This window comes from Roseiarcus sp., from assembly GCF_052145395.1.
Taxonomy (GTDB): Bacteria; Pseudomonadota; Alphaproteobacteria; order Rhizobiales; family Beijerinckiaceae; genus Roseiarcus.
This window is the reverse complement of the sequence record NZ_JBKQOT010000871.1, coordinates 1-3,537: the sequence shown is the minus strand read 5'-3', so window position 1 is coordinate 3,537 and position 3,537 is coordinate 1. Positions and strand designations below refer to the sequence as shown.

The 3,537-nt window shown below is 64.0% G+C and carries 3 protein-coding genes; all 3 read left to right on the top strand.

Annotated elements, in window-relative coordinates; all coding sequences use genetic code 11:
- The coding region (locus ACLP25_RS30265; RefSeq protein WP_442472795.1) for a fumarylacetoacetate hydrolase family protein at positions 1-1,031 on the top strand (1,031 nt) is incomplete at its 5' end.
- Entirely contained in the window at positions 1,028-2,977 is a 1,950-nt protein-coding gene (locus ACLP25_RS30260) for an acyl-CoA synthetase (protein WP_442472794.1), read from the top strand. The genes ACLP25_RS30265 and ACLP25_RS30260, both read left to right, overlap by 4 nt.
- 65 nt (positions 2,978-3,042) lie before the next feature.
- Positions 3,043-3,537: TetR/AcrR family transcriptional regulator (locus tag ACLP25_RS30255; RefSeq protein ID WP_442472793.1), on the top strand; the 495-nt coding region annotated here is incomplete at its 3' end.

Below are 3,537 nucleotides of genomic sequence, written 5' to 3'. Positions count from 1 at the left end.
CGGGAAGATCGTCTCGCTGCTCAAACTCGTCGCCTGAGCGTAGGCGCATCGTCGACTCGTTTTGCGGGCAGGTCATGGCCGTCAACATCATTCGATTCAAACAAGGCGGCGAGGTCGGCTGGGGCGTGCTTGAGGGCGAGCGGGTCATTCGCGTTCCCCGCGCCTTTGCGACCACCGGCGAGTTCGTGTCGCGCAACGACGTCGGAACTCTGAAGCAAGTGCGGGAAGCGGGCGTCGCGCGATCCGAAGTCGAGATCCTGTCGCCGGTCACACGCAACCAGCAGTTCATCTGCCAGGGCGCGAATTATCGGCGTCACATGATCGAGTCGGGAATGGACCCGGACGCGAAGACGTACAACATGATCTTCACCAAGGCGCCGAGCTGCATCGTCGCCGCTGACTCAGTCCTCGTGAAGCCGGCGCACGTGCGCTTCCTCGACTACGAAATCGAACTCGGTCTCGTCCTGCGCCGGGACATCGATCGCGCGACTGTCGTCACAGACGCAAACCTGATCGAGTTCGTCGCCGCCCTCGTGATCGTCAACGACTATTCGGCCCGCGACATCCAGATTCCGCAGATGCAGTTCTTCAAGGGCAAGAGCTATCGCACATTCGGCCCCGTGGGTCCGCGGCTGTGCATGCTGGAAAAAGGCGATGCGCCGGAGATCCGCAACCTGCGCCTGCGGCTGACCGTCAACGGCGAAGTTCGTCAGGACGACACGACCGCAAACCTCGTGTTCGGACCCGCCGAGACCCTGACCGAACTCTCGGGAGTGCAAGACCTTTTCGCCGGAGATCTGATCGCGACTGGCACTCCCGCCGGCTGCGCGCTCAGCGTTCCTTCGTCCTTCCGCCAGAAGATCGCCGCCCTCCTGCCGGAGGCGACGAAGTGGCGGATGTTTCTCGCAGTGCAGGCTGCTCGGCGCCAGTATTTGAAATCCGGCGACGTCGTCGAAGCGACTATCGTCAATGCATCGGGGACGATCGATCTCGGCGTCCAACGCAACGTCGTCGTGGAGGAAGGCCTATGAAATCCGTCGCTACCGAAGCCGATGTGCTCGCCATCGAATCGGCCGTCGCAGGCGTCGACGCCCCCTCGAGCACCTACGAGCTGATCTGTCGCGGCGCGTCGCGCGCGCCCGACGCGCCCGCTTTAACCTTCTTCATGAACGCGGAGCGACCTCGGGAAAGCGAGACCTGGACCTATCGCGAGTTTGTCGCACGGATCAACCAGACCGCCAATGCGCTCCTGAGGCTCGGCGTCGGCAAGGACGACGTCGTTGCCTACGTGCTGCCCAACCTGCCCGAGACGCATTTCACGATCTGGGGCGCCGAGGCCGTCTGCGTCGTCGCCGCCTTCAATCCGCTGCTGGAGCCGTCGGCGCTCGCAGCTCTTCTGGCCGCGGCGGGAGCCAAGGTACTGGTGACCGCGGCGCCGTTCCCTGGCGTCGATCTCTGGCTGCGCCTTCGGCCCGAACTGGACGTCGCGACAACGCTCGAACACGTCGTTCTCGTCGACATAAGCGAACGGCTGCCGGCGCCGGCCCGCGAAGCCGTTCGCGCCGCCCAGCGACGACAGGCTGACTCGGCTCCGCCGGACGAGCCGATAAGAAGCGGCGGCCGCGAAGTGCCCGTGCACGATTTCTGGACGCTCGTTGCAGCCGAGGGCGGTGACCGGTTGAACTCCGATCGCGTCATCGCCGCGGAGGATCGCTCCTCGATGTTTTGCACCGGCGGCACCACCGGGTTGCCGAAGATCGCCATCCGCCGACAGGGCTGCGAAGTCGCCAACGCCCTCTCTGTCGCTCGGTTCATGGGCGACGCGGTGGGCCCGGGCAAGACGCTGTTCTGCGGCTTGCCGCTCTTTCACGTGAACGGCGTGCTCGTCACGGGCCTCCTGCCTTTGTCGCAGGGCGCGCATGTCGTGTTGGGGACGCCTCAAGGGTTTCGCGGCGAAGGAGTCGTGGCGCGCTTCTGGGAAATCGTCGAGCATCATCGAGTGAACTTCTTCTCCGGCGTTCCGACCCTCTATGCGTCGCTCATGCAGGTCCCGGTCGGCGAGCACGACATTTCTTCGTTGGAATACGGCTTTTGCGGCGCGGCGCCGATGCCCGCCGAAGTTTTCCGGGCGTTCCAGGAGCGGACAGGCCTCAAGATCCTGGAAGGTTACGGTCTGACGGAAGCGACGTGCGTCAGCAGTATCAATCCGCTGGGCGGCGAGCGCCGCTTCGGGTCGATCGGATTGCGCTTGCCCTCGCAGAACATGAAGACGGTGAAGCTCGATGACGGAAGCGGACGCTACCGCGACTGCTCGCCCGACGAGGTCGGCGTCATTGTCGTCTCCGGGCCGAACGTTTTCGAGGGATACCTGTCTCCTGAGCACAATCGCGCGCTCTGGATCGATTGTGGCGACGGGCGCAGGTGGCTCGACACCGGCGATCTCGGACGCCGCGACGCCGATGGCTATTTTTGGCTGACCGGTCGGAAGAAAGAACTGATCATCCGAGGCGGCCACAATATCGACCCCGCATCGATCGAAGAGCCCTTGCACCAGCATCCCGACGTGCTGCTCGCCGCGGCGATCGGGAGACCGGACGCTCATGCCGGGGAGCTGCCTGTCGCCTATGTCCAGTTGAAGCCCGGCGCGACCGTGACCGAAGCCGAGCTGGCCAAATTCGCGCGCTCGAACATCGGCGAGCGGGCCGCGCTGCCCAAGCATATTCGGGTCGTCGATCAGATTCCGCTCACCCCGGTCGGCAAGATCTTCAAGCCCGCGCTGAAATACAGGGAAATCGAGTCCGCGCTCGGCGAGGCGCTGGCTGAAGCCGGCGTTCCGGCGTCACGCCTGACGGCCGGTCCTTCGCCGTCGCAGGGCGTGGCCGTCACTGTAGAGCTGGCGAAGCCGGAAGACGAGACCGCCGCGCGACGCGTCCTCGGCGCTTTTCCTTACCCATACGTTTTTCGAAGCGCGAAATAGAGGTATGGAGAACGCGGCGGCGGGAGCGGCAGATTCGTTCTACGCGCCGTCGCCGGAGACCGGAAATGTCTGACAGCGCGGGCGTCACCCAGCCACCTAGTCGATCGACCCGACAAAAACAGAAGACCCGCGACCGACTCATTCGCGCCGCGATGTCTGTAATGGCTGCGAAGGGCGCGGACGCGGCGACGATCAACGACATCACCGAGGCCGCCGATGTCGGCTTCGGCTCGTTCTATAACCACTTTGATTCGAAGGAGGACATTCTCGAAGCTGCAACCAACGAACTCTTCGAAGCGGTCGGCGGCAAGATCGACGAGGCCATCTACGCCATCGACGATCCGTGCGCAGCCCTGGCGACGGCGATCCGCACCTTCGTTGGCATACTGATGCTCAAGAAGGATTGGGCGCGTTTCATCATCCGGATCTCCGCGCCCCCCGGCTACAAGCGGTTCGGGATGTATTCGCGATTATCCAGGGACATCCAGAAGATCCATGCGTCAAAGAGACTCGAAGTCTCCGACCCGGAGGTGGTGACCTATGCCGTCGGCGGCGCGATA